This window comes from Trichococcus sp. ES5 (genome assembly GCF_900067165.1).
Taxonomy (GTDB): domain Bacteria; phylum Bacillota; class Bacilli; order Lactobacillales; family Aerococcaceae; genus Trichococcus; species Trichococcus flocculiformis.
The window spans coordinates 85,341-110,600 of the sequence record NZ_FJND01000005.1 but is presented as its reverse complement, the minus strand read 5'-3'; the positions used below and the strand labels follow the sequence as shown (position 1 = coordinate 110,600).

Sequence of the window (25,260 nt, the reverse complement as noted above, 5' to 3'; positions counted from 1 at the left end):
ATCGATAAATGGCTAAAGACATTAAATTTTCAGAAGACGCAAGAGCAGCAATGCTTCGTGGTGTGGATATCTTAGCAGATACCGTAAAAGTGACATTAGGACCTAAAGGCCGCAACGTTGTTTTAGAAAAAGCGTACGGTTCTCCATTGATCACGAATGACGGAGTGACAATCGCCAAAGAAATCGAATTGGAAGACCGTTTCGAAAATATGGGAGCGAAATTGGTTTCCGAAGTTGCTTCCAAAACAAACGACATTGCTGGTGACGGTACAACGACTGCCACTGTTTTGACACAAGCGATCGTTCGTGAAGGTTTGAAGAACGTTACAGCAGGCGCAAATCCGGTAGGCATCCGTCGCGGTATCGAATTGGCTACTCAAGCAGCCGTAAAAGGCTTGGCAGAAATTTCCCAAACCGTAAATTCAAAAGAGTCGATCGCTCAGGTAGCTGCTGTATCGTCCGGATCGAAAGAAATCGGCGAATTGATTGCGGAAGCAATGGAGAAAGTCGGCAACGACGGAGTCATCACGATCGAAGAGTCAAAAGGGATCGAAACCGAGTTGGATGTTGTTGAAGGGATGCAATTCGACCGCGGTTACCTATCGCAATACATGGTCACCAACAACGACAAAATGGAAGCAGAATTGGAAGCACCTTATATCCTGATCACGGATCGTAAATTGTCCAATATCCAAGACATCTTGCCTTTATTGGAACAAATCCTGCAACAAGGTCGCCCATTGTTGATCGTTGCTGATGATGTTGACGGCGAAGCGTTGCCTACATTAGTATTGAACAAATTGCGCGGAACATTCAATGTAGCGGCAGTCAAAGCACCTGGTTTCGGTGACCGCCGTAAAGAAATGCTGCAGGACATCGCAATCCTGACAGGTGGTACCGTTATTGCTGAGGATTTAGGCTTGGAATTGAAGGATACTACCGTAGAACATTTGGGTCGTGCAGGTAAAGTTGTCGTAACCAAAGATTCCACAACCATCGTTGAAGGAGCCGGCGAAAAAGAAGCCATCGAACAGCGTGTTGCGGTCATCCGTGCGCAATCAGCCGAGACAACTTCAGAGTTTGACCGTGAGAAATTACAGGAACGTCTTGCGAAATTATCAGGTGGCGTCGGCGTCATCAAAGTCGGAGCTGCTACCGAAACTGAATTGAAAGAACGCAAACTGCGTATCGAAGATGCTTTGAATGCAACCCGCGCCGCTGTTGAAGAAGGTATCGTATCCGGTGGTGGTACAGCTTTAATCAACGTTCAAAAACGCGTTGAAGCGTTGGAACTGACCGGCGACGAAGCAACAGGTGCGCGCATCGTAGCGCGTTCATTGGAAGAGCCAGTGAGACAAATCGCTGAAAATGCTGGTAAAGAAGGCTCTGTTGTAGCCGATAAGATCAAAGGACTTGAAGTTGGTATGGGTTATAACGCCGCAACCGATGAGTGGGTGAACATGATCGAAGCAGGAATCGTGGATCCTACAAAAGTGACACGTTCCGCTTTACAAAACGCAGCCAGCGTAGCTGCCCTGATCCTATCGACAGAAGCGATCGTAGCCGACCGTCCAGCCCCAGCCACAGCCCCATCAATGGACCCAAGCATGGGCATGATGTAAAAAACAGTGTGTGATGAATCCTGAGCTCAGAGTTTGAGCACTAAGAGGAAATCACCACCACGACCTGGTTTTGGTCGAGGTGGTGATTTCAGCTTAGGCGGAGAACTCTAGGATTCAGAACCGTTCTAACAGGATGTGATGATTCGCATTTAGCCACCCGTACGTTGGAGCGAATCATGAAGGGAACCTCTTTTGTTCACTACGCAAGGACGCACTGTGACTGTAACGGTCAAGTTTATCATGTCTCTAAGCAATTAAAAATCGCAAGAGCCATGACAAAACGGGAGCGGTATCTGCGAATCAGAACTCAACTATAGGATACGATGAATCCCACTCTAGAAATCGAGCACTAACGAAATTAAGGACCAACCAGCCTGCTTTTGGCTGATTGGTCTTTTTTTCTGCAGATTTTTTAAAGTGAGAGTGCTTCAACTGTGGTATTGACTCCTGATGAATTTTTTTATATAATTTTATATGCCCTATGGGGGCATATCCTATATGAACAAGAGGTGCAACGTATGTCTCATTCACAGGAACACAGAACGGAAAGTCTGGTTAAACGTTTGAATCGGATCGAAGGACAAGTAGCAGGAATCAAAAAAATGATCCTCGAAGAAAAAGAGTACGTTGACGTCATCATCCAATTGAATTCGACCCGATCGGCCATCCAGAAAATCAGCCATATCCTTCTGGAGGCCCAAACAGAGCATGCTCTGATGCACGTAAGCGAAGGTGCTGACTTGGATGAAGAAATGAACAAACTGCAAAAAGTGATTGCGCAATACAATAAGATGAACTAGGTGATAATATGGAAGAAAGCACTGGAAAGAGAATTCTGAATTTGGCAATTCCTGCTACAATCGAAAATCTGCTGCAGACGTTGGTTGGCTTCGTTGATACGCTGCTGATAGCTAAGATAGGGCTTATGGCCGTTACGGCAGTCGGCGTTGCCAATACGATCCTGAATGTGTATTTGGCGATATTCATAGCATTAGGGGTCGGAACTTCTTCCCTGATAGCCCAGAAACTAGGGGCAAAGGACAGGGCCGGCGCTGTCCGAATTGCGGAACAGTCAACATTTTCCGCAGTGATCATCGGCTTGTTGTTTGGGTTACTGACGCTTACTTTCGGGAAAACGCTTTTGGGGCTGATGGGCGCCGCTGACCAAGTGATGGCTTATTCCACTGCGTTTTTCTACATTGTCGGGGGAAATTCAGTCTTTTTGGCGGTCATGACCATTTTCGGTAGCATCCTGCGGGCATCCGGAAATACTAAGTCCCCCATGCAGGTCAGCGTAATCGTAAATGTATTGAATGTAGGTTTGGACTATATTCTGATTTTTGGTATCGGACCGATTCCGGCTCTGGGCGTTGTCGGGACTGCGATAGGCACAACAGTGGCAAGAATGCTGGGGTGCGTGCTGTTGTACAAACAGATAAAGAAGTCCCCTGTTTCATTCGAGCTGAAATCCATTTTTGTGAAAAGTGATTATGCGCCATTAGTGAGGCTTTCGATTCCGGCAGCGCTTGAAAGGTTGGTCATGCGGGTGGGGCAAGTAGTCTATTTTGGATTGATCGTTGCGATCGGCGCAAAGACTTTTGCGGCGCATTCCATCGCGGGAAATATCGAAAGCTTTGTGTATATGCCTGCATACGGGTTGGCCACTGCTGCCACCACTCTTGTCGGCAACAGTACAGGCGCATTGGATTTCAAGGAGGCGAAACGTGTCGCGATCCTATCGGCAGCATTTGGTGTACTCATCATGAGTTTCTTGGGGATCATTCTGTTTGTGGGTTCACCTTATTTTGCCGCACTGTTCACCTCGGATGCTGAGGCAATCGATCAAATCGTGACAGCCCTGAGAATAGATGCATTCAACCAACCGGGACTTGCGATCAGCCTGATCACGACAGGTTCCCTGCAAGGCATGGGCGATACCAAATCGCCATTGTACAGCACAGCTTTTGGGATGTGGTGTTTGCGCATAATCGGTGTGATTATTTTGGGAAGAGTGTTGGGTTGGGGAATTGCCGGCGTCTGGGTTTCGATCGGGATCGATCTTTACATACGCTCACTGTTTTTGGCCTTCAGATTCAGGAAAAACATCTCAGCGCGTAGCCATGCATCTGGTTGAGGGATGACAAATAACCTTCAAGGCATCAAATTCAGCAACAAAAATATAAATACGGCCCTCAATTCAAACAGAATTGAGGGCCGTATTTATTTTTATAGTGTGCCCGGCATGGGTGATAACTTGGTGGTGAAAGTCCACTACAGGCTTTGCAGTAGGAACTGTTAGCGAATGACAATGGTGTCCACCGTGAGGTGGAATCTGAAGGAAGTCGGACGCAAATACTCGCACTGACGAACAGACATCTCATATAAGGCTGGATAGAGACGGACGAGCTTGCTGTACAAAGTAAAATCCTATACTGCACGAATCTCTTACAGTAAATGAGGCAGTGACACGAGTGGAAGGTTATCATTCTTACCCGGGGAGGTCTTATGGACATGAGGAATCATGGAGTAAAGCTTGTCATAAGAAGTCAGCAGAAGCCATAGTAGTGACCATAGGGTCACGAAGGGCTGAACAATAATAATCTTGATAGAAACAAGGAGGTGAATGTATCTCGGCACTACAGAAAACGTCGTGGTATAGACCGAAATGGCGGCTATCTCCAGAAGAGATAAGTTGGAAACGAAAGAGATATGGAGAAGCGTAGAGAGATACAGCATGGATATGAAGAAACAAGATGGTATCACGTTAATCGAGAGAATCGCAACACCAAGGAATTTAGTCATTGCCTGCGAGAAAGTCTACAAAAACAAAGGCGCTGCAGGTATTGATGGCATTACGGCTCAGGAAATAGATGAACATATGGGCAAGTACCAAAAGGCGATCATTGCAAAATTGTTGGATGGGACCTACAAGCCACAACCGGTCAAGCGGGTATCCATACCCAAGGAAAATGGCAGTATGCGTAATCTGGGAATTCCTGTAGTGAGAGATAGAGTTGTTCAACAGGCTATCTTACAGATAATTGAACCGCTGTTTGACCCAAACTTTTCCAGGTATAGTTTCGGTTTTCGAAAAGGAAGAAGCGCGCATGATGCAATTAAACAAGCTGAGAAATACATTGAAGAAGGATACAAAACAATCGTCGATTGTGACTTGAAGAATTATTTCGATACAGTCAATCATCAAAAACTGATGGTGTATCTGAGGGAATTCATACAAGACGAGATTGTACTGAAGTTAATCTGGAGTTTTCTTCGTTCTGGCATCATGGAACAGGATGTGTTTATCCAATCCTACAAAGGCACCCCTCAAGGAGGGGTAATTTCCCCGCTATTAGCCAATATCTATCTCAATCAGCTGGATAGGGAATTGGAAAAACGTGGCCATCGCTTCGTTCGTTATGCGGATGATTTCTGCATATACACCAAGACTCCTCGTGCGGGAGAACGGGTGCTAGCTAGTGTCACTACCTTCCTTGAGAAGAAACTGAAACTGACGGTGAATACCGATAAGAGTAAAGTCACTACCCCAGGTAGTGCTAAATTCCTTGGGTTCACCATTTGGAAAACGATGGGAAAGTCAGAAGCCGTCCACATAAGACGGCTAAACAGAAATTCCGAAAACGATTAAAACAGCTAACCAGTCGGAAACGACCAGGAACCTTTCAAGACATAGTAAAAGAAATCAATCAGTATACGCAAGGATGGATAAACTACTATGGCATTGGTGATATGAAAAACTTTATCAGGGAAACGGCTCAATGGCTGAATCATCGCCTAAGGCAGCTAATTTGGAAGAGATGGAAAAGAGTCTCTACCCGCTTCTACGGATTGATGTGTTATGGCATTGATAGAGAAGAAGTTTGGAAAGTTGCGAATTCCCGTAAAGGCTACTGGAGAATGTCTAAGAACCAGACCATTCACCGGGCCATTAACAAAAAAAGGCTGGCTAGTTGGGGTCTGAAAGACCTCAATCAACTATACCAGCGTAGATACTTAAGTTATTGAACCGCCGTGTACGGAACCGTACGCACGGTGGTGTGAGAGGTCGGAGCCTTTGGCTCCTCCTACTCGATTCGAAATGAATATATAATCATCCAATTTATTGATGAAAACATATCCAAATAATTTCAGTCCATCCCAGTCTGGATGCTTTTGAATGAAAATTAATGTTTTTGAAGGAAAATGATTGATTTATTCACGCGTTGGTGGTATATTTTTGTTCGAGAGGTGATAGAAAGTGCTTACAGATGAGCGGCATAAAATCATTCTAGACACTTTAGCCAGAGACAACATTGTAAAATTACAGGAGCTTGTTGATCAGACTGGAAGTTCTGAATCAACGATACGAAGGGATTTAAGCACTCTTGAAGAGGCTGGTTTCTTGGTTCGTGTCCATGGCGGAGCAAAGAGAAACTACAGTGTTTCCGCTGAAGATAGGATGGAAGATAAAACGTCCAAAAACGTTCGGGACAAACAACGGATTGCCGAAAAAGCCGCTCAATTAGTGAGCAATCAAGACATCATCTTTCTGGATGCCGGATCGACCACCTATGAGATGATTCCTTTCCTGAAAGGCAAGAGCATCCTCGTCGTCACAAATGGCGTCCCGCATGCCAGTTTATTATCGGATCTGCAACTCGAGACAATCCTTATCGGCGGCAAAATCAAGATGGAGACAAAAGCAGTCATCGGACCAGTCAGCCAAATGCAAATGAGAAATTACCGTTTCAGCAAAGCTTTTCTTGGCATCAACGGCATCGATAAGCAGTACGGATTCACGACGCCCGACACCGAGGAAGCGGCCATCAAACGGATAGCCATTGAGAATGCCGCACAAAGCTATGTCGTAGCGGATGCTTCGAAGTTCAAGCAAGTCAGTTTTGTGAAGGTCTGCGATATTGAGGATTGCGGCATCATCAGCCATAATGTCCCGTCGGAAATCAAACGTAACCTGAAAGACAGTACAACTATTTGGGAGGCTGAATAATGATCTATACAGTAACATTAAATCCATCCATCGATTACATCGTCCATTTGCCCGCTATCCAGTTGGGTGAGGTGAATCGTATCCAACAGGATTTCAAACTTCCGGGGGGCAAAGGCATCAATGTTTCCCGCATCCTGAATGAATTGGAAGTGGAAAACACCGCTTTGGGATTCCTGGGTGGTTTCACCGGAAAATACATCGAAGACTGGTTGGAAGCAGAAAACAGCAAAACACGCTTTACGCATGTGGATGAAGCGACCCGCATCAATGTCAAGATCAAGTCAGGAATGGAGACGGAAATGAACGGGCCGGGCCCGAATATCGAGCCTGCAGTCGCCGAAGAATTCCTGAAACAATTCGATACGCTTGATCCGGAAAACGACATCGTAGTCTTAGCGGGAAGCAAACCTACAAGCTTGCCTGACGATTACTATCAGACCATCATCCGCAGATTGACGGACAAAGGCATCCCGTTCCTGATCGATACGACCGGAGAGGAATTGAAGAATGCCTTGCCGTACCATCCGTTATTGGTAAAACCGAACCACCACGAATTGGCGGAATTGTTCGATACTACTTTCGAAACCGATGAGGATATCTTGCCTTACGGGAAGAAGCTGCTTGAAGCTGGAGCGCAGTACGCGATCATCTCGATGGCCGCTAAAGGAGCAATCCTTTTCACTCCGGAAGGTGTTTACCATGGGACAGTACCGAAAGGGGTACTTAAAAACTCAGTCGGATCCGGAGATTCGATGATCGCTGGATTTGTCGGGACATACACGAAGACGCACGACCCGTTGGAAGCATTCAAAGTCAGCATCGCTTGCGGAAGCGCGACCGCTTTTGCCGACGATTTAGCCAAACGCGAAGAAATTGATGCTCTAGTCAAACAAGTCACTATCAGTCAGCTATAGGGAGGAGAACTTATTAATATGAAAATCAATGATATTTTATTAAAAGAATTGATGATTATGGATTTGCAAGGAACAACCAAAGAGGGCGTCATCGATGAAATGATCGCAAGTCTTTCCGCCAACGGCATCATCAATGATGTTGCAGTCTACAAAGAGGGCATCATGAAGCGTGAATCACAAACGTCCACTGGTTTGGGCGATGGCATCGCAATGCCGCATGCCAAAAACAAAGCAGTCGTGAAACCAGCTGTTGTTTTTGCTAAAAGTGCAGCCGGTGTGGACTATGCTTCGTTGGACGGTCAACCAGCACATCTGTTCTTCATGATCGCGGCTCCGGAAGGCGCAAATAATGTTCACTTGGAAGTTTTGGCGTCATTATCCCGTTTACTCATCAATCCTGATTTCACTGCATCATTGAAAAAAGCTCAGACCCCAGAAGATGTGCAAGGGTTATTCGCAGCAGCAGAAGCTGCACGTGAAGCCAAAGAGCAAGCTGAAGCAGCTGCAAAAGCAGCCCCAGTAGCAGCAACCGAAACGAAAAAACCTTTTGTCATTGCGGTAACGGCATGTCCTACCGGGATTGCACACACCTATATGGCTGAAGATTCATTGAAACAAATGGCTGAAAAAATGGGCGTGGATATCCGCGTTGAAACGAACGGGTCAGACGGCGTCAAGAACCTATTGACTGCAGACGAAATCCGCCGTGCCGATGGGGTCATCGTGGCGGCTGATAAAAAAGTTGAGATGGCGCGCTTCAACGGCAAACACGTTCTGCAAAGACCGGTAAGCGATGGCATCAATAAAGCGGAAGAATTGATTACGAAAGCAATGCGTCAGGAAGCGCCGATCCTGAATGTCGAAGGAGATATCTTCGCTGTAAATGAAAGCGATGAGAAGCCTTCTATCATCGGAAGAGTCTACAAAGACTTGATGAACGGTATTTCACACATGTTGCCGTTTGTTGTCGGTGGTGGTATCCTGATTGCGATTTCCTTCCTGTTCGAAACTTCATTCGGTTCAGATAGTCCGTTGTTCATTTCCTTTATGGCAATTGGTGGAGCAGCATTCAGCTTCCTGATTCCGATTTTGGCTGGTTACATTGCAATGAGTATAGCAGATCGACCAGGATTACTCCCAGGTATGGCGGGCGGTTACTTGGCTGTGCAAGCAAATGCTGGATTCTTGGGCGGATTGATTGCTGGTTTCTTGGCCGGTTACATCATGGTTTATCTGAAGAAAGCCTTTAAAGGATTGCCTCGTACCTTGGATGGCATGAAGACAATTCTCTTATACCCTGTGTTCGGGCTATTGATCACTGGCTTGTTGATGTACTTCTTGGTAGGTCCTGTCTTCTCCACAATCAATACAGCTATGATCACTTTCCTGGAAAACTTGGGTACGGGTAACGCAGTACTGTTGGGTGCTGTTCTTGGCGGTATGATGGCAATCGATATGGGTGGTCCTTTCAACAAAGCAGCTTATGCCTTCTCAATCGGTATCTTCACGGATACTGGCGATGGCAGCTTGATGGCAGCTGTAATGGCTGGCGGGATGATTCCTCCGTTGGCAATCGGTATCGCAACCTTGCTTTTCAAAAATAAATTTACGGATATCGAACAAAAATCCGGTCTTTCCAACATCTTGTTGGGTCTGTCCTTCATCACTGAAGGTGCGATTCCATTCGCTGCAGCAGATCCGATGCGCGTTATCGGATCATCTATCGTTGGTTCAGCGATTGCAGGTGGTTTGACGCAGCTATGGGCCGTTTCGATCCCTGCACCACATGGTGGCTTGTTCGTAATCACATTGGCCAACCGTCCACTAATGTTCTTGTTGGCTTTATTGATCGGTACAGTCGTTTCAGCCTTGATGTTAGGTCTTTGGAAACAAGATAAGACACAAGAAGTCGTAAAATAAATTGAATCACTCATTTAGAGAACAGACAGGGTATTTCCCTAGCTGTTCTCTTTTTGCTGTTCGGAAAATAAGCCTTATAAATGAAAAGAGTATGACAGATAAATGAGAATAACGTAAAAAAATGGGATGATTTTCATGGCAGATATGCTATAATGCATATTGTTGAATAAACGAAAATGTAGATATCAGTTCATGCATAAAAGCAACGGATATTGAATCTGTATAAGGAGGTAAAAGCATGGCAGCAAAGGAATCAATCAAAAAAGTGGTTTTGGCTTACTCAGGTGGATTGGATACGTCCGTCATCATCCCTTGGTTAAAAGAGAATTACAACAACTGTGAAGTAATCGCCGTAGTAGGAGACGTAGGACAAGGTGACGACTACAGCCGATTGGAAGAAAAAGCCATCAACTGTGGCGCATCGAAGTTGTATGTTGCAGACTTGAAGAAAGAATTCGTCGAAGAATTCATTTGGCCGACATTGCAAGCAGGCGCTAAGTACGAAGGACAATATTTATTGGGGACTTCTTTCGCCCGTCCGATCATTGCCAAAAGAATGGTAGAGATCGCGCACTTGGAAAATGCTGATGCAATCGTTCACGGTGCAACAGGGAAAGGGAACGACCAAGTCCGTTTTGAAGTCGGCATCAGAGAATTCGATCCGAACATCACCATCATCGCTCCTTGGAGAGAATGGGAACTGACTTCCAGAGAAGATGAATTTGCGTATGCTGCTGCACATAACGTGCCGCTTCCGATTACTTTGGAAACAAACTACTCAAAAGATAAAAACTTGTGGCATCTATCGCATGAGGGCCTTGATCTGGAAATGACAGCCAATGAGCCTGATTACGATAAAATCCTGGAAATGTGTGTGACGCCTGAGAAAGCGCCTGACGAAGCAACTTATGTGACTCTGGAATTCAAGCAAGGCGTTCCCGTCAGTCTGAACGGGGAAGCAATGGACGGCATCGCATTGATTGAGAAATTGAACGTGATCGCTGGTGCGAACGGCGTCGGCATCATTGATATCGTGGAAAACCGCTTGGTCGGCATGAAATCAAGAGGCGTTTATGAAACGCCAGCCGGAACTGTGCTGTACCATGCCCACGACAAACTGGAACAACTTTGCCTGGACAAAGATACCTACCAATACAAACAATTGCTTGCCAACAAATATGCGGAGCTTGTTTACAACGGCTTGTGGTATACGCCATTGCGCAAAGCATTGGGTGCCTTTGTTGACGAAACGCAACAAAATGTTGAAGGCTTCGTAAAAATGAAGCTGTATAAAGGCAATATCACTGATGCTGGCGTTGTCAGCGCGAAATCATTGTACAGCGAAAGCTTTGCAACATTCGAAAGCGACGATGTATACAACCATACCGATGCAGCCGGCTTCATCCGCTTGTTCGGCTTGCCTACATCGATCCGCGTGATGAAAGAGCAGGCTGAAGGCCAAGCGACACATGAAGAATTGAAGGACCTATTAAAATAATCAACCGGTATTAGTGTTTGTCGACAACTGATCCGCTCAGGAACGTCCACATCAGGCAATAGAAGCTGATGTGGACGTTCTTTTTCAGTTGTCTGATATTCCTCCCTTAATCATATGCGCTTGTACACGGTTGGAGGGGTGTTGTCTGTCTAAACTTTCATATCGCAAAAGAATAAACTATGATAAAATGAATGCATTCATATCAAGCAAGTCTAAGGAGGAGGAGATTAAGCGTGAATCAAACAGGTGAATGGAATAAAGCCCGTAAAATTATCATAGGCATCGTTGATATGCTGTTGTTCATCGGATCATTGCTGCTATCTTTTTATTTAAAATTCGGAAGAAATATACCATTGATAAACTTCGATGCCTTTCAGGGAAGCATCGTCTATGTATCGGTGATCTTCATCATCGTCAACATCCTGTTCGGTACGTATATCTTTTATAACAAATCGATCAGTGACTTCTTGTTCATCACGGTCATCGGACAATTCGTCCTCTCATTGATCATCATGGCGCTGACTTTTGCCGGGCGTTGGTTGGCGTTCCCGCGGTCGGTCATCCTGATCAACTTCTTTGTGGGAACAATCATACTGTTCATCTTCCGCGTGATGGTATTCAAAATGTACCAACGCGTGAGCGGCAGCAAACGGGTCATGATTGTCGGGATGGAAAAGGAAGTATTCGCGGCAGTCGACAATTTTACGAATACAAAAAGCATACGCCATGTTGTGACACATGTTGTTTTGTCTGATTACTACGAAAATGTTCTGCGGCACCTGGAAGAAATGGATATCGTCTACTTAGCGAGTCAGATTGAGGAATCCGAAAAACTGAAAATATACGATTTGTTGACGAGCAAAGAGAAAAAGATGTTTCTGAATACCAGTTTCGAAAACTTGATCATGGTCAATCCGAATATGATGAATATCGAAGATGAAAGCATCATCGAAGTGTCCCCGTTCCGTATTCCGGCAGAAGATGGCCTTATGAAGCGGATCATCGATATCGCAGTTGCGCTCATCGGTATCGTCATTACCTCGCCGATTATGGTCGTTACGGCCATCTTGGTGAAGAAGAGTTCTGAGGGTCCCGTGTTCTACAAGCAGACACGCATCACCAAAGATGGCAAGGAATTCGAAATTCTGAAGTTCCGCAGCATGGGTGTGACCGCCGAGAAAGAGTCAGGACCGGTTTTGGCAACAAGCAACGATGTGCGCGTAACGAAAGTCGGTAAATATCTCCGCTCTCTGCGCATCGATGAGCTGCCGCAGTTGTTCAACGTATTGCTGGGCGATATGTCCCTGGTCGGTCCCCGGCCGGAACGTCCTTTCTTCGTTGATCAATTCAAGGAACTGAATCCGCATTATTATCTGCGCCACAATGTGCGTGCCGGAATTACCGGATATGCGCAAGTGTATGGGAAGTACGCTTCCGATTTCAACAGCAAGCTGAACTTCGATCTGATCTACATCAAGAAATATTCCTTGATACTGGATCTGAAAATCATGCTGCAGACCGTCAAAATCTTGTTTGATAAAGTATCATCCCGCGGAGTCGATGAAAGCGAACGGGAGATTCTGACCGAGCAAGAAATTGAAGCACGCGGCATCAGAGTCATTTATTAAATAGCAAACCATCCTGGCGGGCATTTTTCCGCCCGCCAGGATGGTTTTTTGTTTACGCAGAAATGCCGGTTGTATTTGCCGGAATGCGGGCCGATCACTATAATCAATCTGATGAATTTTGGACAAAAAAGCGGAAATGTGTGAGGAATTGCGTTACAATAGGTAAATAGAGCACTTCCTTCTGCTGTACCGCGACAGAATGCGGAGGCGTACGATCAAAGATGAAATGAGTGAGTTGGATGAGTTATGATTATAACGATGATAGTTTAGCTTTGCATACTGATTTGTACCAAATTAACATGATGAAGACTTATTGGGATGAAGGCATTACCGAAAAACATGCCATTTTTGAACTGTACTTCCGGAAGTATCCGTTCAATAATGGCTATGCCGTCTATGCGGGGCTTGAACGCTTCGTATCCTACCTTCAGAACCTGCGCTTTACGGACACCGACATCGCCTATTTGCGTGAACATGTCGGTTACGATGAAGGTTTTTTGGAGTATCTGAAAAATTTCCGTTTCTCGGGCACGATCCGTTCCGCCTTGGAGGGTGATCTCGTATTCGCGAATGAACCGATCGTCCAGGTGGAAGGTCCATTAGCGGAATGCCAATTGATCGAAACAGCCTTATTGAATATCGTAAATTTCCAGACGCTGATAGCGACAAAAGCCGCCCGACTGCGCTATGTCTGTAATGATGAGCCACTGATGGAGTTTGGTTCCAGGAGAGCGCAGGAAATGGATGCCGCCATTTGGGGCACCCGTGCAGCCTATATCGCTGGCTTCAATGCAACGAGCAATGTCCGGGCTGCTAAAATGTTCGGTATTCCCGCCTCAGGTACGCATGCGCATTCGATGGTGCAGGTCTACCGCAATGATTATGATGCCTTTATGGCTTATGCGCATTCCCACAAGGATTGTGTCTTCCTTGTGGATACCTACGATACGTTGAAATCAGGTGTGCCAAATGCCATCAAAGTGGCGAAGGAAATGGGCGATAAGATCAATTTCCTCGGCGTGCGCCTAGACAGCGGAGACATGGCCTACATTTCAAAAAAAGTCCGCCAACAATTGGACGAGGCAGGTTTTACCGATGCAAAAATCTACGCATCGAACGACCTGGATGAACTGACAATCTTGAACCTGAAGATGCAAGGCGCAAAAATAGATGTCTGGGGTGTCGGCACCAAACTGATCACCGCTTATGACCAACCTGCGCTTGGGGCGGTCTATAAATTAGTCTCGATCGCGGATGAGAACGGCCAAATGGTGGATACGATGAAAATCTCCAGCAATGCCGAAAAAGTCTCCACACCGGGCAAAAAACAAGTATGGCGGATCACCCGCAAGCGCGACGGTAAGTCGGAAGGAGACTACATTGCGCTTTGGGAAGAACAACCCGATCAAGAGTCGGAACTGTATATGTTCCATCCTGTCTTCACTTACATCAACAAAACCATCACCGACTTTGAAGCGCGCCCTATTCTGCAGGATATCATCGTAGAAGGTAAACTTGTATATGAATTGCCGTCGCTCCAAGAAGTAAAAGCATTCTCGGAAGCGCAGATGAGCGGCTTGTGGGATGAATACAAACGTATCCTGAATCCGGAAGACTATCCGGTCGACTTGTCCCAGAAGACATACGATCATAAGATGGCTACAATCAAGGAAATCAAAAAGCAAATAAAAGAAGAAGCATCATTATTGGAAAACACTAAATAACCAATCAGATCAATCAAGGGGGAATAGCGATGCGTCCATTACAAAAAGAAATTATTGCTGCTTTAAGAGTAAAACCGGAAATCGATCCTAAAGAGGAAATCCGCACCAGCATCGATTTCATGAAAGATTATTTAGCGGCACACCCATTCTTGAAGGCATTCGTTTTGGGAATCAGCGGAGGTCAAGACTCCACTTTGACGGGCAGATTGGCCCAGTTGGCGATCCAGGAAATGCGTGACGAAACCGGCGACGAAAGTTACCAATTCATCGCTGTGCGCCTCCCTTACGGTATTCAATTTGATGAACACGATGCTCAGGCTGCGCTTGACTTCATCTCACCTGACCAAAAATTGGTCGTCAACATCAAGGAAATGGCTGACGCTGCACTCGATGCGCTTGAGGAAGCGGGCCTTACGATCACCGACTTCAATAAAGGCAACATCAAAGCACGTCAACGTATGATCGTTCAGTTCGCGATAGCCGGCGACAGCAGCGGGGCTGTTCTGGGAACGGATCACGCGGCAGAATCCGTGACCGGTTTCTTCACAAAATTCGGGGACGGCGCAGCCGACTTATTGCCGATTTGGCGGTTGAATAAGCGTCAAGGTCGCCAACTATTACAGGAATTGGGTGCGCCGAAAAATCTCTATGAAAAAGTACCGACAGCGGATTTGGAAGAAAATCGTCCCGCTTTGCCTGACGAGGTAGCTTTGGGCGTGACATACGAGATGATCGATGCGTATCTGGAAGGAAGGGAAATACCGGAAAAGGACGCTGAAGTCATCGAAGGCTGGTACACGAAGACAGAACATAAACGTCATTTGCCGATAACAGTCTACGATAGTTTTTGGAAAGAAGCCTAATCTGCTCAGATAGTGGGGTTTTGCAGTGAAAATAAGCAAACGACTTAAAATGATGAAAGAAAAGCAAAAGCTGCAGTGCAAAAGCAGGGGGAATATCCTGCTCTTGCACTGCTTCAGCTTGTTGGTGACCGTATTCGTTGTCCATCTTTTTCTTCAATGGACTCAAAACGATCTGGACGCCGGACTGGTCGTGAATTTTGTATTCGCTTGGCATACCGAGAAGTTCTTGATCAGTACGGGCGTATTGGTGATGCTGGGTCTATGGCTTTGGGCGCTGGTAGGGAACATACGCTTGGCGAACGCCTTGCTGGTGCTGTCGGGAGGAATCCTCGGGATGGCGACCTATGAGAAGATGCTGCAGCGCAACGAGCCCGTTTATCCGAGCGATTTGAAGATGCTGACGGAGGCCACTTTCCTTTTGGAGATGCTGAACGGACGGACGTTGGCGGCATTGAGCCTGGTGTTCCTGCTGTTTCTGGCATTTGTGCTTTATTCCCTGCTTCAGGCCAAGTCCAAGAAAACCGTTAAATTGGGATGGAAATCGCGCGTGCTGATTCTGATAACAACAAGCATGGCGCTCGGCTATGCCGGCCAGTTCCAGCAGGAAGGCAACCTGCTGAAGAAAGCCTATGACCGGACGGCTTATTGGATTCCGTACAGCCAACAGATGAATTACTACAACACCGGCTTTGTTGCCGGCTTCCTATACAACCTTTCGGCTGCGCCAATGGAGCTGCCGGCGGACTATTCGCAGGAAAAAATCGATGTGTTGAAAGCAACCTATCAACAACTGGCTGACGAAATCAATACAAATAGAATGGTAGCTTTGCCTGAAACGAATGTCATCTACATCATGAATGAAAGTTTTGCGGACCCGCTTGAGTTGGTGGGCTTGGATCTTCAAACTGATCCGATTCCGTTCACGCGAGCTTTGATGGACACAAGCTATAGTGGCGAGCTGTTGTCCCAAGGCTATGGCGGCGGGACCGCCAATATCGAATTTGAGGCTTTGACGGGCTTTTCGATGGAACCTTTCGCCGCAAACATCACAACGCCGTATACGCAATTTCTGTCTTCCCGAGACAATTTCCCTTCCATCGTATCCCGTTTGGAACAGGCAGGCTTCAGGACTACCGCCATCCATCCCTACAATACGACCATGTACAAGCGGCTGGAGAACTATGAGGCTTTGGGTTTTGACACCTTCCTCTACGAGGACACGATGGCGAATACGGCAAAGTTGGACACCAATCCGTATATTTCGGATGCAGCAGCTTACGCTGAAATAACGGCTATCCTGAAAGCCAGCGCAGAAAAAGATTTTATCCACTTAGTGACGATGCAGAACCATACCCCTTACCAGGATAAATACACAGCTATCCCTTCTGTTGCTGAAACAGGTATAGCCAGCCAGTCGATCCGGAACTATCTGCAGGATCTTCAGTACAGCGATCAAGCCTTGGCGGAATTGCTGGCTACCCTCCAGGAGTGGGATGAGCCAACCATCGTTGTTTTTTGGGGGGATCATTGGCCAAGTGTTTTCGGCGAGGAACTTTACGCGCTGAATACACTTCAAAATATGCATGAGACGCCTCTGTTCATCTACAGCAATATGCAAGAAGTCCATAAGGATCTGGGGGTCACCAGTCCTATCTATTTCTTGCCGGAAGTGCTGGAATTGAGCAGCAGCCGTGTTACTGCTTTTGAAGCCCTGTTGATGGCGCTACAGGAACAGGTGCCAGCTTTTGAAAAGGCGCTTTATGTGAATGGCAACACCGGGGAATATGTCTCGAGCCGAGAGGGACTGTCCGAGCAGGCAAGAAGCCTGTTGGCGGATTATGACCTCATCCAGTACGACACGACCACTGGAAATCGATACGCGGAAGCAAATGGTTTTTATCGAATCGCCGATTGAAAAAGATGGCCGATTTGCATGTAGAACCGGAATCGCCTATGATTAAGGAAATATAGGATGAAAGGAGGGATCCGGTGAGTTTTTTTATATATTTTACGCTTCTTTTCGGTGCGACGATTCTGGCGAGTACGTTGTTCACCTATCTGTTCCGTGCGGCAGCGAGGCGGTTCCGCTGGATGGATAAACCTTCCGAAGCGAAAGTGCATATAAAGGAAACGCCGACTATGGGAGGCGTGGCTATATTTGCAGCTTATTGGGGCGCGTTTTTCCTTGGGGTTCCTCTGAGTAATCGTTCCGGTTTTGCGGAAGTCATGTTTTTGAGCTCGCTGATCATTCTTGTGACGGGTATCATCGATGATACTTATGATCTGAGGCCCTGGCAAAAAATGATCGGCATCCTCACTGCGGCGAATGTCCTCTATTTTTTTACAGACATTAAAATAGACAGCCTGACTTTGGATTATTTCGGAACAATCGAATTCCATGAAGCGGGTTACTTGGTGATGATGCTTTGGATTGTGGTCATCACGAATGCGGTGAATCTGATGGACGGGCTGGATGGTTTGGCGACGGGGACTTCGATCATTTCCCTCTCGACGATGGGTTTCGTCAGCTATTTTTTCACCTCGCATATGGGCATAACCGCTGTTGTCATGATCTTCCTTTTGGTCGCGAGTTTGTTGGGCTTTTTGCCATTCAACTTCTATCCGTCTTCGATTTTTCTGGGGGATACGGGATCTTTGTTCGTAGGCTTTATGATCGCAGTGCTGTCCTTGTTCGGTTTGAAACATGCCACCTTCGTATCGCTGCTGATACCGGTGGCCATTCTCGGCGTTCCCTTGACGGACACGATCGCTGCCGTCCTTCGCCGGACTTTGCATAAACGTTCCATCAGCGCGAAGGATAAAAGTCACCTACATCACCGCTTATTGCTACTTGGTTTTACGCACCGCCAGACTGTTTTGGTCATCTATGCTTTGGCGATCATCTTTTCTTTGACCGCTATCCTGTTCCCGATTTCTTCTTTCTGGGGAACGATGGTTTTGGTAGTCGGTTTGATCTATGGAGTGGTGCTCTTCATTGCCTCCTTCAATTTGTTGGACAGCAACCGTTCCAAATTGCGAAAAATGTTGTATCGCCTGCTGAGGGAAAAGGACGAAAAAAACAAATGAACAAGCTATGAGAGCCTAGGTGGCTGTCATGGCTTGTTCATTTTTTCGTTCAGATTCTATTCGATTTCGCCTTCATCAGCATCATTGTAGGCTGGAGAAATCGGACGCTCCACATAATCCTCTTCGCCGATTTCAAAGACAACACGGCCGTTCATCACGTCCGTAAGGGAGCTCTGAAATTGACTGATGTCTTCAGAAGGGATTCCGCACAAGAAACAAACTTGGTCGGTGTATTGTGCCTCAATCAGCGTGTACGCTGATTGCGCCAAGTAATTCTCTAATTTTCCGGATGCGGAATAGGAAACGATGCAGCCGACTTTAGTCTGGAGGCTGCGGACAACGATACTGATGTCCTTCAAGGCCGTCGATACCGATCGGCTGTAGGCACGGATCAATCCGCCCGCACCCAATTTTGTCCCGCCAAAATAACGGGTGACGACCGCAGCGACGTAACGCAAATCATTTTTCTTGAGTACTTCCAGCATCGGGACACCAGCTGTTCCGGATGGCTCGCCGTCGTCATGGGCGCGTTGGATTTCGTTCTGGTCGCCGATCAGGTATGCGGAACAGTTATGCGTTGCTTTCCAATGCTCTTTTTTGACGGCTTGGATGAATGCTTTGGCCTCGTCCTCGGAATGGACGCGTTTAAGGCTGCAGATGAAGCGTGAACCCTTGATGACGATCTCGGAAACGCCGCTCTTTGCGATAGTGTGATACGTTGTCAGCATAGCTATTATCCTCCAATAAGTTATTCAGTCCCATTTTACCACAGCAGCGGTAGGATGACAGCGCACGAACAAGGAAAGGGACTTTCCGAACATTTCCATTTGTGGTATTGTTAAAAGGAATATACCAAACGGCCCCAGAGGTCGATGGAAAGGTGATCTGCGTGAAAGTTACAGATTTAATCGATGTACTCAAAATGAAGAAACTTATCGGGAGCTTGGATCCCGAATTGAATATTGGAAAAATCAGTCAGGATTCCCGTGATATCCAATCAGGGGATCTGTTTATCTGCATCGACGGGACGCAAGTGGATGGCCACAATTACGTAGAGACAGCGGTCGCCAACGGTGCGGGTGTGATTGTTGCCCACAAGGATATTCAAAAAGCGGCAGCGAATGTCCCGGTTGTCTATGTTCCGGATACGGGTAAAGCGATGAGTCTGCTTGCGAATCACTTTTATGGTTATCCGAGTGAATCGATGAAAGTCATCGGCGTCACAGGGACAAACGGAAAGACGACAGTCACGTACCTTGTGGAAGCCATCCTTAAGGCGATGGACAAAAAAACCGGGTTGATGGGCACCATCGAAATGCATATCGGTGACGAGGTGCACAAAACGAAAAATACGACGCCCGACAGCATCACGATGCAAAAAGCCCTGCACCTCATGACAGAGCGGGAAACGGAATACTTCACTCTGGAACTGTCCTCGATCGCTTTGGAAATGGGCAGAGCATGGGGGCTGGACCTGGATGTCGCCGTCATGACCAACCTGACGCATGAACATATGGAATTCCATCACACGATGGCAGCTTATGCCGAAGCGAAAAAGTTGCTCTTCTCGCAACTGGGCAACGGCCGCAAAAACGGACGGACGAAAGCGGCGATACTGAATGCAGATGATGAAACGATCCACAGCTATCGCATCGCTACGGCGGCGGAAGTCATTTCTTATAGCGTGAAGGATGAGACAGCTGATTTCTTCGCGACGGATATCACCTACAGCCGCACCCAGACCCGCTTTAATCTGGTCGTCAATGGGGAACGCTATCCGGTCGTAACGAATCTGGTGGGACTTTATAATGTCTCCAACACCTTGGCTGCGTTGGCGGCGGTCTATGCTTTAGGCATTCCTTTGGAGGATGCTACAAAAGCGGTGACGTCATTGGCTGGCGTCATAGGCAGGCTGGAAATCGTTCCTGGCGCGAATGACATCGGTGTCTATGTCGATTTTGCCCATTCGCCCGACGCGATGGAAAAAGTATTGGGCGTGGTGCGCGAATTCACGCAAGGAAGGGTCATTTCCGTTTTCGGCGGTGCAGGGGAACGGGAGCATGAAAAACGTCCGATTATGGCCCGCATCGGTACGGAACTCTCGGACTATGTGATCCTGACGACGGACGATACCGGGAAAGAACCGCAGGAACAAATCATCGCGATGATGCTGGCCGGCATCGAAAAGGACAATTATGAATACATCGAAAACCGCAAGGAAGCCATCCAACATGCCATCGCCATCGCAGAACCGGGAGATACGGTTATCCTGTTGGGACGTGGACATGAGGCTGACTACAACGATAGAGGCACAATGATCCGCCTGTTGGACAGTGAAGTGGCGGCTGAAGCGATTGAATTGCGCAATGAGCAGAAAGTTTGAGGATTCTATGAAAATTGCAGTAGTTACGGACAGTACCGCATATTTGACGGCTGAAACACGCCAACAGCACCATATTCACATGCTGCCGTTAGTCGTGAATATTGGAGCAAAATCGTATCAGGAAGAAATAGATTTGGCTGCAGAGGACTTCTACTCCTTGATGAAATCTGCTGAAGATTTCCCGAAAAGTTCTCAACCCGCAGTGGGTGCCATGCATCAGCTGTATGAAGAATTGGCAAAGGAACATGATGCAATCATCAGCATCCATCTTTCAAGCGGCATCAGTGGCACATACCAGAATGCTGCTGCTTTAAGCAGGGAATACCCTGAATTCAACATTCACCCTTTTGATTCTGAAATCAGTTGCTATGTGCAGGCAAGATTCGTTTTGGAGGCAGCAAGGCTGGCTGCTGTCGATATCGGACCGGAGCAGATCATGGCGCGTTTAGAACATATGAAGAAACGTTCCCGTGCTTATTTTATGGTGGACGATCTGATGAACCTGCAACGTGGTGGCAGGCTTTCGGGTGGAGCGGCCGTCATCGGTTCCATCATGAAAATCAAGCCAGTGCTGCATTTTTCTGACAAAAAGATAGTTGTTTTCGAAAAAATCAGAACCAATGCACGGGCGTTGCGAAGGATAGAAGAACTTTTGGGTCAAGCGGCTTCAAAGGCTGATTATCCGATTATCGCAACTGTCATCCATGGGAATATTCCCGAAAAGGGGCAGGCTTGGTTGGAACACCTCCAGCAAGAGTTTCCGGATATCCGGTTTGAATTGAGTTATTTCGGTCCAGTCATCGGGACGCACTTAGGTGAAGGCGCGCTGGGGTTGACCTGGACGGAAGATACCGAATTGAGCTATCCGATATAAGCAACAAATAGGTGCGGCAATCACACATTCATTCGGGAGGAAGGGCCAATAAGGTTCTGTCCTTCCTGTTTTTTTAACATATAGGAATTTATAAAATTTTCCAGAGTGAAAAATGCATCACCATAGGTGTTTCATAAGTTTGTAAAATGTTTCATGCACCTAAAATGATGTCCAGCTTCACGGGTAAGCCCTTCGGAAATTAGATAAATCTGACCCATTGCGCTCTACGATGCTCATTCAGGGTCAGATTTCCTAAATTTCTTTCAGGGCTGAACGAACCCGTTCAGCTTTTCTCACAAAGCGGATAGCGGGGTGCAGTCGTGAAGGTATTCATCGGTGTCAAATTGCCTAGTGCCGTCAAAAAACAGTTGGTTGATTTCCAGAAGGAAGTGATCCGCGCCAGCATCAAAGGGTCATTCACGGATCCAAACAACTTCCACTTGACGATGCGGTTCATCGGGGAAGTGGACCCGGATCAGAGAAGTGCAATCGAAACGGGGCTGGCCCGCTGCGCTGAAAGTCAGCTGCCATTCTTGGTTGAAACGAATGGTCTGGGTTACTTTTCCAAAAGAAACAAGTGGATCGTCTGGCTGGGCACCAAAGAAAACAGCCGACTCCAGCAGCTCTACGAACAGCAGAACGATTCCTTGCTGGGGCAAAAAGTAGCAATGGCTGATGAGGTGGCGTTCATTCCGCACCTCACGCTCGGCCGGGGGATTGTATTGTGGCAAGAGTGGGAAGAGCTCAGCAAAGTTCCGCTGCCCCCGGATCAAAAAATAACCGTCGCTGCGCTGACGCTATTCGAAAGTGTTCGGCTGGACGGAAAACTTGTTTATCGCCCAATCGCTGATTTTCCTTTCGCCGGACAAGCTGCAGCAACCGACCGGATCGATTCCCGAGAGGAAACTGAAAAATCCTAAGCCGTCCCATTTCGCCGATCAGCGGAAGCGGAGCGGCTTTTTCTGCGTATGTTAATAAGGAAAGCGAAAGGGAGGATGATATGGACGGGAAGGAACTGTACGGCAGGGAATTGACGAGGAGCGAGTGCCGCAACGCCGAAGAAGCGCTGTTGATCCTGGCCGAGAAACGCCCCGGATTGACCAGCGCGAACGGGAAACGGATATGCAATCGCTGCGGAAACCAGGACCGGAAAAAAATGCAGGCAGCGCCGTGCTCCTGTGGAACGGATTGCTTTTATTGTTTAAGTTGCCTGAATATGGGGAAAATCAAAAGCTGTACAGTGCTCCATCATCTGCCGGAAATCAATGCTTTTGAACGGCCCATTGAGCCGATTCTGCAATGGCAGGGCCAATTGTCATCGGAACAGCAACGTGCATCGGAAGAAATCGTGGAAACGGTCCAGGCTGAAGAGACACGACTGATCTGGGCCGTCGCTGGTGCCGGAAAGACTGAGATGATTTTTGAGGGGATTGCAGCCTGCCTGCGCAAAGGTGGTAGAGTCTGTCTTGCCTCCCCGCGCGTGGATGTTTGTTTGGAACTGGCACCCCGGATCAAGCAGGCATTCCCAGCCGTTCCGATGGCCTTGCTGTACGGAGGCAATGAGGATGGTTACAGCTATACGCCGCTCGTCATCGCCACGACCCATCAACTGCTGCGCTTCCGCGAAGCGTTCGACCTACTGATCATCGATGAGATCGATTCCTTCCCGTATCACGATGATTTGGGCCTGCAGTTCGGGGCGCAAAAGTCCAGAAAAAAAGCGAGTGCGCTGATTTATTTGACTGCGACGCCTTCACAGATGATGCAAAACGACATCAAGCGAGACAAGTTGGCGGCGACAGTCTTGCCGGCGCGTTATCACGGCTTTGCATTGCCCGAACCTGAGTGTCTGTGGATCGGAGATTGGCGCAAGGCCATCAGTAAGAAGAAAATGGCCCCTTTCCTTAAGCTTATCCGCAGGCAACTCCAAACGGACAGGCGCTTTCTGCTGTTTTTGCCGCACATCCAGCTGATGGAAGAACTGGACGGTTGGCTGCGGGAACTTTTTCCGGACAAGCGCTTCACCTGCGTTTCGGCGAGCGACCCTGACCGCGAGGAAAAAGTAAAAAAAATGCGGTCCGAGGAATATGATTTTTTGATGACGACGACCATATTGGAGCGCGGGGTGACTTTCAGGGATATCGATGTCATCGTACTTGGAGCAGAAGATAGGGTCTTTACGGAAGCTTCGTTGGTGCAGATTGCCGGCAGGGCAGGCAGGCACAAAGATTATCCGACAGGCTGGGTCTGTTTTGCCCACTACGGCGAAACGAAAGCAATCCAGGGGGCGGTCCGTCAAATCCGCATGATGAACAGGGACGCAGGAAGAAGGGGGCTGCTGAATGGGACAATGTCTCTTCTGCCAAAATGAGATCCGGGAAGTATTGACACTTCAAGAACTTTTCGGTTTCGGGAAAAAGAATCGCGGAAGGGTCTGTAGATCCTGCGAGGAAAAATTGCCGCGTTTAGCCGGGCAAACCGTATGCCCGGGATGCATGCGGCCGCAAGCATCATCCGCGGACCCATGCGAGGACTGCCGAAGATGGGGCAACTGCTATCCGGAGCTGACGATTGCGCATCATGCCTGCTATGCCTATACGGGCATCGTGAAGGACTGGCTTCAACGCTACAAGTTCCAGGGTGATTACCGTCTTGCCGGTGTCTTCACGAATGATCTGCAGTCTCTCCAAAGTACGCATCCCCAAGCGCTTTTCCTGCCGCTGCCGATTTCAAACGCCAGTTATGAGGAAAGGGGCTTCAACCAATGCGAGGAGATGCTGAGACAAGCAGGCATCCGCTGCGTACAATTCTTGGGAAACCAACATGCCGGCGAAAAGCAGTCCGAAAAAAACAGACAGGAACGGCTATTGACGATGCAACCATTTTTATTGCTGGAGGGGTACGAAAAATATCTCCAGCAGGAAATTATCCTTTTTGATGACGTCTATACTACCGGAAGAACGCTCTACCATGCGAAAATACTCCTGTATAAGCATGGGTTCAGAATGGTCCGTTCAACTACTATTGCAAGATAATAAATCATAAACGTTGAAATGTTAAGGCGCTTACATTATAATGAAGTTAAAGAAACCCCCTATGAGTGGTCCATAGGCGAGGGTTGTCTTTATCTGACGATGCGTCAGACGAAAGGAGAGAGTGCTATGTTTAAGTATAATGTCCGAGGAGAAAATATTGAGGTTACAGAACCGATCCGCAACTACGCCGAGAAAAAATTAGGCAGACTGGAAAAATACTTTGAGAACGTGCCTGAAACAACAGCGCATGTCAACTTGAAAGTATATCCATTCCCAGCCGAAAAATCTGCTAAGGTGGAAGTTACGGTTCCGCTACCTTTCCTGGTTTTAAGAGCCGAAGAGACTTCTAGTGATCTATACGGAAGCATCGATTTGGTCGTGGACAAACTTGAACGCCAAGTCCGTAAGTACAAGACAAAGATTCACCGCAAATCCAGAGAGAGAGGATTTGATATCGGTAACGAGCCGAATCTGATCGAAGAAAAGATGGAAGACGATGAGAATCCACTTGAAATCGTCCGCACAAAACGTCTTTCCCTCAAACCGATGGACAGTGAAGAAGCTGTATTGCAGATGAATATGCTCGGACACAACTTCTTTATCTTCGAAGATGCTGAAACGAACGGCACAAGTATCGTGTACCGCAGAAAAGACGGCAAATTCGGTCTGATCGAAACTGACTAAATCTGAAAATAATGTCCCTC

The 25,260-nt window shown here is 47.3% G+C and carries 21 protein-coding genes; 20 read left to right on the top strand and 1 reads right to left on the bottom strand.

Going from position 1 to position 25,260, the window contains the following annotated elements:
- Nucleotides 1-8 precede the first annotated feature (8 nt).
- From groL to TES5_RS06165, 14 genes are all read left to right on the top strand, one after another.
- Entirely contained in the window at nucleotides 9-1,622 is a 1,614-nt protein-coding gene (gene groL / locus TES5_RS06230) for a chaperonin GroEL (RefSeq protein ID WP_068560995.1), read from the top strand.
- A 518-nt stretch (nucleotides 1,623-2,140) separates the two neighbouring features.
- Nucleotides 2,141-2,422 (top strand): metal-sensitive transcriptional regulator, encoded by a 282-nt coding sequence (locus tag TES5_RS06225; RefSeq protein WP_068560994.1) that lies wholly within the window; start codon nucleotides 2,141-2,143, stop codon nucleotides 2,420-2,422.
- An 8-nt stretch (nucleotides 2,423-2,430) separates the two neighbouring features.
- Complete coding sequence (locus TES5_RS06220) at nucleotides 2,431-3,756, top strand: MATE family efflux transporter (protein ID WP_068560993.1); 1,326 nt, start codon at nucleotides 2,431-2,433, stop codon at nucleotides 3,754-3,756.
- A gap of 600 nt (nucleotides 3,757-4,356) precedes the next feature.
- Entirely contained in the window at nucleotides 4,357-5,271 is a 915-nt protein-coding gene (gene ltrA, locus TES5_RS06215) for a group II intron reverse transcriptase/maturase (protein WP_232309303.1), read from the top strand.
- Entirely contained in the window at nucleotides 5,202-5,648 is a 447-nt protein-coding gene (locus TES5_RS15530) for a group II intron maturase-specific domain-containing protein (RefSeq protein ID WP_232309302.1), read from the top strand. The genes ltrA and TES5_RS15530 overlap by 70 nt, the downstream gene beginning before the upstream one ends.
- 232 nt (nucleotides 5,649-5,880) lie before the next feature.
- The gene (locus TES5_RS06205; RefSeq protein WP_068560991.1) at nucleotides 5,881-6,630 is read left to right on the top strand and encodes a DeoR/GlpR family DNA-binding transcription regulator; all 750 of its coding nucleotides are present in this window, start codon (nucleotides 5,881-5,883) and stop codon (nucleotides 6,628-6,630) included.
- Nucleotides 6,630-7,544: a 1-phosphofructokinase gene (gene pfkB / locus TES5_RS06200; RefSeq protein ID WP_068560990.1), complete on the top strand. Its 915-nt coding sequence runs from the start codon at nucleotides 6,630-6,632 to the stop codon at nucleotides 7,542-7,544. The genes TES5_RS06205 and pfkB overlap by 1 nt, the downstream gene beginning before the upstream one ends.
- An 18-nt stretch (nucleotides 7,545-7,562) precedes the next feature.
- Nucleotides 7,563-9,464: a PTS fructose transporter subunit IIABC gene (locus TES5_RS06195; RefSeq protein WP_068560989.1), complete on the top strand. Its 1,902-nt coding sequence runs from the start codon at nucleotides 7,563-7,565 to the stop codon at nucleotides 9,462-9,464.
- A gap of 238 nt (nucleotides 9,465-9,702) precedes the next feature.
- Entirely contained in the window at nucleotides 9,703-10,962 is a 1,260-nt protein-coding gene (locus TES5_RS06190) for an argininosuccinate synthase (protein WP_068560988.1), read from the top strand.
- Nucleotides 10,963-11,195: 233 nt separating this feature from the next.
- Entirely contained in the window at nucleotides 11,196-12,590 is a 1,395-nt protein-coding gene (locus TES5_RS06185; protein ID WP_068560987.1) for a sugar transferase, read from the top strand.
- A 239-nt stretch (nucleotides 12,591-12,829) separates the two neighbouring features.
- Nucleotides 12,830-14,314 carry a nicotinate phosphoribosyltransferase gene (locus TES5_RS06180; RefSeq protein WP_068560986.1) on the top strand — a complete coding sequence of 495 codons (1,485 nt, stop codon included), beginning with the start codon at nucleotides 12,830-12,832 and terminating at the stop codon, nucleotides 14,312-14,314.
- 29 nt (nucleotides 14,315-14,343) lie between these two features.
- Nucleotides 14,344-15,177: an ammonia-dependent NAD(+) synthetase gene (gene nadE / locus TES5_RS06175; RefSeq protein WP_068560985.1), complete on the top strand. Its 834-nt coding sequence runs from the start codon at nucleotides 14,344-14,346 to the stop codon at nucleotides 15,175-15,177.
- Between the two features lie 25 nt (nucleotides 15,178-15,202).
- Nucleotides 15,203-17,092: an LTA synthase family protein gene (locus tag TES5_RS06170; protein WP_232309300.1), complete on the top strand. Its 1,890-nt coding sequence runs from the start codon at nucleotides 15,203-15,205 to the stop codon at nucleotides 17,090-17,092.
- Nucleotides 17,093-17,166: 74 nt separating this feature from the next.
- Nucleotides 17,167-18,264 (top strand): glycosyltransferase family 4 protein, encoded by a 1,098-nt coding sequence (locus TES5_RS06165; protein ID WP_232309298.1) that lies wholly within the window; start codon nucleotides 17,167-17,169, stop codon nucleotides 18,262-18,264.
- Between the two features lie 56 nt (nucleotides 18,265-18,320).
- Here TES5_RS06165 and TES5_RS06160 read toward each other — a convergent pair whose 3' ends face one another.
- Nucleotides 18,321-18,992: a YigZ family protein gene (locus TES5_RS06160; protein WP_068560984.1), complete on the bottom strand. Its 672-nt coding sequence runs from the start codon at nucleotides 18,990-18,992 to the stop codon at nucleotides 18,321-18,323.
- 161 nt (nucleotides 18,993-19,153) lie between these two features.
- On the opposite strand from TES5_RS06160, the gene TES5_RS06155 reads away from it, so the two are divergent.
- The 6 genes from TES5_RS06155 (at nucleotide 19,154) to hpf (ending at nucleotide 25,240) form a co-directional block, all read left to right on the top strand.
- Nucleotides 19,154-20,647 (top strand): UDP-N-acetylmuramoyl-L-alanyl-D-glutamate--2,6-diaminopimelate ligase, encoded by a 1,494-nt coding sequence (locus tag TES5_RS06155; protein WP_068561059.1) that lies wholly within the window; start codon nucleotides 19,154-19,156, stop codon nucleotides 20,645-20,647.
- Between the two features lie 7 nt (nucleotides 20,648-20,654).
- Nucleotides 20,655-21,521 carry a DegV family protein gene (locus TES5_RS06150; protein WP_068560983.1) on the top strand — a complete coding sequence of 289 codons (867 nt, stop codon included), beginning with the start codon at nucleotides 20,655-20,657 and terminating at the stop codon, nucleotides 21,519-21,521.
- A gap of 320 nt (nucleotides 21,522-21,841) precedes the next feature.
- Nucleotides 21,842-22,441: an RNA 2',3'-cyclic phosphodiesterase gene (gene thpR, locus TES5_RS06145; RefSeq protein ID WP_068560982.1), complete on the top strand. Its 600-nt coding sequence runs from the start codon at nucleotides 21,842-21,844 to the stop codon at nucleotides 22,439-22,441.
- Between the two features lie 80 nt (nucleotides 22,442-22,521).
- A complete protein-coding gene (locus TES5_RS06140; protein WP_068560981.1) occupies nucleotides 22,522-23,892 on the top strand; it encodes an ATP-dependent helicase ComFA in 1,371 nt (456 codons plus the stop codon).
- A complete protein-coding gene (locus TES5_RS06135) occupies nucleotides 23,864-24,556 on the top strand; it encodes a ComF family protein (RefSeq protein ID WP_068560980.1) in 693 nt (230 codons plus the stop codon). Before TES5_RS06140 ends, TES5_RS06135 begins: the two co-directional genes overlap by 29 nt.
- Before the next feature lie 126 nt (nucleotides 24,557-24,682).
- Nucleotides 24,683-25,240, top strand: a complete 558-nt coding sequence (hpf, locus tag TES5_RS06130; RefSeq protein ID WP_068560979.1) for a ribosome hibernation-promoting factor, HPF/YfiA family — start codon at nucleotides 24,683-24,685, stop codon at nucleotides 25,238-25,240.
- Nucleotides 25,241-25,260: the final 20 nt, after the last annotated feature.

Bases quoted from the DNA above. Each gene is read 5' to 3' on its own strand.
- groL (WP_068560995.1), top strand. From the start codon at position 9: ATGGCTAAAGACATTAAATTTTCAGAAGACGCAAGAGCAGCAATGCTT.
- TES5_RS06225 (WP_068560994.1), top strand. From the start codon at position 2,141: ATGTCTCATTCACAGGAACACAGAACGGAAAGTCTGGTTAAACGTTTG.
- TES5_RS06220 (WP_068560993.1), top strand. From the start codon at position 2,431: ATGGAAGAAAGCACTGGAAAGAGAATTCTGAATTTGGCAATTCCTGCT.
- ltrA (WP_232309303.1), top strand. From the start codon at position 4,357: ATGGATATGAAGAAACAAGATGGTATCACGTTAATCGAGAGAATCGCA.
- pfkB (WP_068560990.1), top strand. From the start codon at position 6,630: ATGATCTATACAGTAACATTAAATCCATCCATCGATTACATCGTCCAT.
- TES5_RS06195 (WP_068560989.1), top strand. From the start codon at position 7,563: ATGAAAATCAATGATATTTTATTAAAAGAATTGATGATTATGGATTTG.
- TES5_RS06190 (WP_068560988.1), top strand. From the start codon at position 9,703: ATGGCAGCAAAGGAATCAATCAAAAAAGTGGTTTTGGCTTACTCAGGT.
- TES5_RS06180 (WP_068560986.1), top strand. From the start codon at position 12,830: ATGAGTTATGATTATAACGATGATAGTTTAGCTTTGCATACTGATTTG.
- nadE (WP_068560985.1), top strand. From the start codon at position 14,344: ATGCGTCCATTACAAAAAGAAATTATTGCTGCTTTAAGAGTAAAACCG.
- TES5_RS06160 (WP_068560984.1), bottom strand. From the start codon at position 18,992: ATGCTGACAACGTATCACACTATCGCAAAGAGCGGCGTTTCCGAGATC.
- TES5_RS06150 (WP_068560983.1), top strand. From the start codon at position 20,655: ATGAAAATTGCAGTAGTTACGGACAGTACCGCATATTTGACGGCTGAA.
- TES5_RS06140 (WP_068560981.1), top strand. From the start codon at position 22,522: ATGGACGGGAAGGAACTGTACGGCAGGGAATTGACGAGGAGCGAGTGC.
- TES5_RS06135 (WP_068560980.1), top strand. From the start codon at position 23,864: ATGGGACAATGTCTCTTCTGCCAAAATGAGATCCGGGAAGTATTGACA.
- hpf (WP_068560979.1), top strand. From the start codon at position 24,683: ATGTTTAAGTATAATGTCCGAGGAGAAAATATTGAGGTTACAGAACCG.